This is a genomic window from Micromonospora sp. 15K316, from assembly GCF_004348525.1.
Lineage (GTDB): Bacteria > Actinomycetota > Actinomycetes > Mycobacteriales > Micromonosporaceae > Micromonospora.
In genome coordinates, this window is record NZ_SMKG01000316.1 from 1 (window position 1) to 5,407 (window position 5,407).

At 71.6% G+C, this 5,407-nt stretch carries 4 protein-coding genes; 2 read left to right on the top strand and 2 right to left on the bottom strand.

Annotated elements, in window-relative coordinates; translation table 11 throughout:
* Nucleotides 1-1,674: discoidin domain-containing protein (locus E1211_RS30440; RefSeq protein WP_132353418.1), on the bottom strand; the 1,674-nt coding region annotated here is incomplete at its 3' end.
* Between the two features lie 196 nt (nt 1,675-1,870).
* Here E1211_RS30440 and E1211_RS30445 point away from each other — a divergent pair.
* Nucleotides 1,871-3,052, top strand: a complete 1,182-nt coding sequence (locus tag E1211_RS30445) for a low temperature requirement protein A (protein WP_132353420.1) — start codon at nt 1,871-1,873, stop codon at nt 3,050-3,052.
* 44 nt (nt 3,053-3,096) lie between these two features.
* On the opposite strand, the gene E1211_RS30450 is transcribed toward E1211_RS30445, so the two are convergent.
* The gene (locus tag E1211_RS30450) at nt 3,097-4,275 is read right to left on the bottom strand and encodes a low temperature requirement protein A (protein ID WP_165947375.1); all 1,179 of its coding nucleotides are present in this window, start codon (nt 4,273-4,275) and stop codon (nt 3,097-3,099) included.
* A gap of 260 nt (nt 4,276-4,535) precedes the next feature.
* On the opposite strand from E1211_RS30450, the gene E1211_RS30455 reads away from it, so the two are divergent.
* The gene (locus E1211_RS30455) at nt 4,536-5,378 is read left to right on the top strand and encodes a dienelactone hydrolase family protein (RefSeq protein WP_132353424.1); all 843 of its coding nucleotides are present in this window, start codon (nt 4,536-4,538) and stop codon (nt 5,376-5,378) included.
* Nucleotides 5,379-5,407 lie beyond the last annotated feature (29 nt).

Consider the following 5,407-nt stretch of genomic DNA (forward strand, 5'->3'; position numbering starts at 1 on the left):
GCCGCCGGCCGCGTACACCTCGACCTGCGAGAGCTGCGCCGCGGGCCAGGCGGTGTTGCCGGCGACCGTGACGCGGACGTGGCGGGCGGGGGTGGCCGGCAGCGCCACGGTGGCGGTGTTGCCGGTGGCCGGGTCGAACCGCACCCCGCTCGTCGCCACGAGCGTGCTGAAGGACGATCCGTCGATGCTGCCCTGCACCGAGATCGTCTGGGTACGCGCCTCCCAACCCGGCGGCACCGCGAGGACGAGCCGGTTCACCGGGTGGCTCGCGCCGAGGTCGACCTGCCACCACTGGGGAAAGACGTTGTTCGTCGTCTCCCAGTAGCTGCCCCGGTCGCCGTCGACGGCGTTGCCGGCGACGTACGGCCCGTGCTGGCTGCTCGCCGAGGCGGGTCGGCCGGCGGCCAGGTTGCCGCTCGGCGGCGGGCCGCCGCCGGTGACCGGCGGGGTCGGGCGTACCGGGGTGAGCGGGCTCTGCCCCTTGAACATCCGCCCGCCGTCGGCGGTGATCCGCAGGTAGTAGTCGGACGAGCAGGCGGTGCCGTCCTCGTCGAGCGACCGGATGCCGGCCCCGGCGGGCGTGCTCGCCTGCGTCTCGGAGGTCTTGGCGATCTGGTTGCCCTCGTTGAACTCGTCGAACATCGAGACGTAGAGCCCCTGCGCCCCGAGGCGGGTCAGGTTGTAGAGGTGCCGCCAGTAGAAGTCGCCGTGCCGGCGGTGCCCGGCCGAGAGGTCACCCGGCATGACGCAGGGTTGGTAGTCGATGCCGTGGGCGGCGCAGTCGGCGAGATCGGGCACGTTGACGTTGGTGTGGAACCAGTCCAGCCCGTCGAGGATGCCGGTGCGCCCGACCATCCACGGCGAGATCATGTCGAAGGCGTGGTAGACCTCGCCGAAGCCGGGGCGGGAGTCGTTGATGCCCTGCCGCCAGTAGGTGGGCACGCCGCCGATGACGTAGCAGCCCTGCGCCTTGAACCACTGGACCACGTCGAGGCAGGGCGCGGGCGGGAACGGGCGCCCGTCGTCGTTGAAGCCGAACCCCCAGACGCACACCACCGGCCGGCCGTTCTGCCGCGCGTACGCCGGTGAGGCGGTGTGCGCCGACATCTTCGTCGTCCAGTCCTGCTTGATCTGCGACTGCATGGACGTCCAGCCGGTGACGTCGTACATGATGTAGAACTTGCGGCCGAATTGTTCGGCGGCGCTGCGAACCTTGACCGCCATGGCGTCGCGGGTCGGCCCCTCGTCGCCGAACGGGTTGAACCGCTGGAGGGCGGCGGTGTCGCAGCCGTGCTCCTGCATCCACCGGAAGTGGGTGTCGACCGTCTGCTGGTCGTAGGAGGAGAAGAGCCGGGCCGGTTGGCCGTCGCCGAGGTTCGGGTAGGCGGTGGTGTAGCCGTGGGCGTAGTCCCGCATGTCCGGCCAGGACACGATAGTGGTGTTGGCCGGTGACGGCGGTTGGAAGCGATCGCGGCTCCAATGCCACCAGCCACCGATCGGGGCGCCGTCGCCGGGGCAGCTGAACCAGCCCTGGTAGCCGACGGAGATCTTTCCGACCACGTCGCCGGGTGGGCTGGCCGCGGCGGCCGGGGCGGGCGCGGTCAGGTCGGGGAGAGCGGCGAGCGCGGAACCCGCCGCCGCGGTGCCGATCAGGGTGCGACGGGTGAGCGCCATGGGTATGGCTCCTTCGCCGGATCGAGGGAATTGACGGACATCATGCCAGCCGACGACTTCGCATCGCAATAGTTCGACTTCTCAACGAAAGATCATGGCTACCAACCTGTAAGAATCAGATGATCGGGGCGGGTCGTCCTCGTGGTCCCGTACTGTCGGCTGGCAGGGTCGGTGCGGCGGAGCCGGGTGACACACGATGACGACGATGGCGGAGGGCGACGCCGATTCGGCCGACGAATCCGGCCGACCGCTCTTCGTGGAGCTCTTCCTCGACCTGGTCTACGTCTTCGCGTTGGTCTCCCTCACCAAGACGCTGACCGGCAACCTGAGCTGGACAGGGACTGCCCGCACATTGGTGCTCCTCCTCGCGTTCGCGCTGATCTGGACGTTGACCACGTGGGCCGGTGGCACGTCGAGGCTGGCGCGCCCGGCGGTGGGGGCGCACATCATCGGTACGGCCGCCGCCGGCCTGCTGCTGGCCGCCGCCGCGCCCCGCGCATTCGACGATCGCGGCCTGCTCTTCGCCGGCACCTACGTCTTCTTCCACCTCGGTTCGATCACCTACTTCCTGCTGGTCGTCCGGGATACGGCCGATCCCCGGCGGACCGGCCGGCTCGCCGTCTGGGAGGCCGTCGCGGCCGTGGGTTGGATCTTCGGGGCGTTCACCGAGGGCCCGGCCCGGCTGGGCCTCTGGGCGGCGGCGGTGGCGGTCGAGTACGGCGCCGCCGCGCTCGGTTGGCCGGTGGCGGGGCTCGGCCGCTCGAAATCGCTGGAGTGGCAACTGGGCGGTGGGCGGGTGCCGGAGCGGTTCCGGCAGTTCGTCGTCGTCGCGTTCGGGGCGGCGGTGCTCACGACCGGCACCACGTTCAGCCGGCAGGAGTACACGCTGCACCGCGGCTACGCCCTGGTCGTCGTGTTCACCATCGTGGTGCTGATGTGGCGTATCTACATCTACCGTGCAGGCGAGCTGCTGACCGAGGCGATCGCCCGATCGGCGGACCCGGGCCTGCTCACCCGCACCGCCGCGGTCTGCCACCTGGCGATGGTGGCCGGCATCGTCGGCGTGGCGGTGACGAGCGACCTCGTCGTGGTGCGTCCGTTCGGCGAGACACCACCGTCGTGGGCCGCCGTCCTCCTCGGCGGCCCGGCGTTGTTCCTGATCGGCCGTGGGTTGCTCGACTTCACCGTGTTCGGCCGGGTGTCCCGCTCCCGGGTGGTCGGGCTGGTGCTGCTGGCCGGAATCGCGCCGGCCTCCTCCCTGTTGCCGCCGGTCCTCGTCGCGCTGCTCGCCATGCTCGTCCTCGCCCTGATCGCCGCGGCGAACCTGGTGGCCACCCGGCTGCACGAGCGGACGCCCGCCCCGCCGGCCCTCGGCTGACCGGTCCCTCTTCCGTTGGCCACCCGGCCGGCCCGCCGACTCCGTCAGCCGTGTGGGACCCCGACCAGCCGTGATCGGGGGGCCACCGACTCCGCGACCAGGACGACCAGCAGGACCAGGTTCGCCACCGCGAGGACCCCCAGCGGTGGGAGCAGGGCCACCGCGGGCGCGAGCGCGCCGAGCGCCACCACGCCCAGGGCCCGGGACCAGAGCGGCCGGCCGGTCAGCACCACGTCGAAGAGGCAGCTGCCGAGCAGGAAGAGCGCCGGCCCGCCGAGGGTGACGGCCGTCCACGCGGCCGGCGTGGGGCCGAGCGGCTGGTCGATCACCAGCGAGAGGCTCGTCGAGGTCAGCAGCACGCCGGCCACCATCACCAGATGGGTGTACGACGTGGAGGTGCCCGACCGCACCCGCTCCACAGTCGTGAGGCCGGGTGGGGCGAGGAGCTGCCGCACCCGGTGGTAGTAGAGCCGGAGGAGCAGGATCCCGCTGGTGAACGCGACGGCGCAGGCCGCGTACTCGGGGGTCCTGAGGCCGTTCGCGCTCAGCCCGAGGCCGACGGTGAGGATCAGCTCGCCGAGCGCGATGACGAAGATCTGCCGGTGCCGCTCCGACAGGTGCGACCCGGTGAAGATCTGACTCGCCAGCTCGGTGCGCCCGAGCCGCGGCGTCGGCCAGCCGATCCGGGCCGAGCCGAGGTCGAGCAGCACCGCGAACCCCCAGAGCGCCACCCGGAGCCACCCCGCCACGAACACTCCCGCCGCCCAGGGCGTGGCGGTGACGACGAACCAGAAGAACACTCGGACACTGCGCGCCTGGATCGCACGGTTCACCCGGGTGCCGGGGATGAGCACGGCGTCGCGGACCACGTGGATGCCGAAGTACGCCGCGACGAAGAGCCACCCGTACTCGCCGAAGGCGCGCGGGACCGCGATCGCCATCACCAGCGTTCCGAACATGACGAGCAGGACGGTCGCCTGGATGAGCGGCAGCCGCGGGTTGAACAGGTCGGTGAGCCACGCCGTGAGCACCCACACCCACCACGCCGCCAGCAGCAGGACGGCCGCCTGGGCGGCGCCCCGCACGGTGAGGTCGTCGGCGAACCCGGCGGCGATCCGGGAGAGCATGAAGATGTAGGTGACGTCGAAGAAGAGCTCCAGGAAGGTCGGATATCCGGGCTCGCCGCGCCGGCGCAGGATGCGGGGGAGCGGACTGGACGTCACCGCGGCTGCCTCCTCTGACGCGCCGTGTGCGCCGCGACCGGTAAGGGCCATCGCCACCGTATCCACCGCCCTCCGGGCGGCGGACCGGCAGCGGCGGCCCGTCACCCGTGCGGGACTGGTGATTTCGCCGATGCGGCGGAGGGCGGGTGCGCCACAGACTGACACACGTCGATATATCCCCCATCGCTAGGGAGTCCGACGTGTCCGCACCCACCACCACCCGTCCCCGTTCCGTCCTGTCCCGCATCGCCCGTACCGCGATGGCCGCCGTCCTGGTCGCGGGCGGCGCCCTCACCGCGTCGCCCGGCCCGGTCCAGGCCGCCGAGAACCCGTACGAGCGGGGCCCGGCCCCGACCGTCGCCCTGCTGGAGGCCAGCCGCGGCCCCTTCACCACGGCGTCGCAGACCGTCTCCTCGCTGAGCGTCACCGGCTTCGGTGGCGGCGTCATCTACTACCCGACCGACACCAGTCAGGGCACCTTCGGCGCGATCGCCATCTCGCCCGGCTACACCGCGGCCTGGTCCAGCATCAGCTGGCTCGGCCCGCGGATCGCCTCGCACGGCTTCGTGGTGATCGGCATCGAGACCAACTCCCGGCTCGACCAGCCCGACAGCCGGGGCCGGCAGCTGCTCGCCGCGCTCGACTACCTGGTCGAACGGAGTTCGGTGCGTAGTCGCATCGACGGCTCCCGACTGGCCGTGGCCGGTCACTCGATGGGTGGCGGCGGCAGCCTGGAGGCGGCCGCGTCCCGGCCGTCGCTGCAGGCCGCCGTGCCGCTCGCTCCCTGGAACCTGGACAAGACCTGGAACACCCTCCAGGTGCCCACGCTGATCGTCGGCGGTGAGAACGACTCCATCGCCCCGGTCGCCAGCCACTCGATCCCGTTCTACAACAGCATCCCGGCGTCCGCCGAGAAGGCGTACCTGGAGCTGAACGGGGCGAGTCACTTCTTCCCCCAGACGGTGAACACGCCGACCGCCCGGCAGGCCGTGGCCTGGCTGAAGCGGTTCGTCGACAACGACACCCGCTACGAGCAGTTCCTCTGCCCCGGCCCGAGTGGGGTGCAGATCGAGGAGTACCGCAACACCTGCCCCAGCAGCTGACGGAGCGCACGGGGCGCCCGCCCCGGCGC

What these genes read in the sequence shown, in the direction of transcription:
- E1211_RS30445 (WP_132353420.1), top strand. Translation starts at nt 1,871, where the DNA reads ATGACGACGATGGCGGAGGGCGACGCCGATTCGGCCGACGAATCCGGC.
- E1211_RS30455 (WP_132353424.1), top strand. Translation starts at nt 4,536, where the DNA reads ATGGCCGCCGTCCTGGTCGCGGGCGGCGCCCTCACCGCGTCGCCCGGC.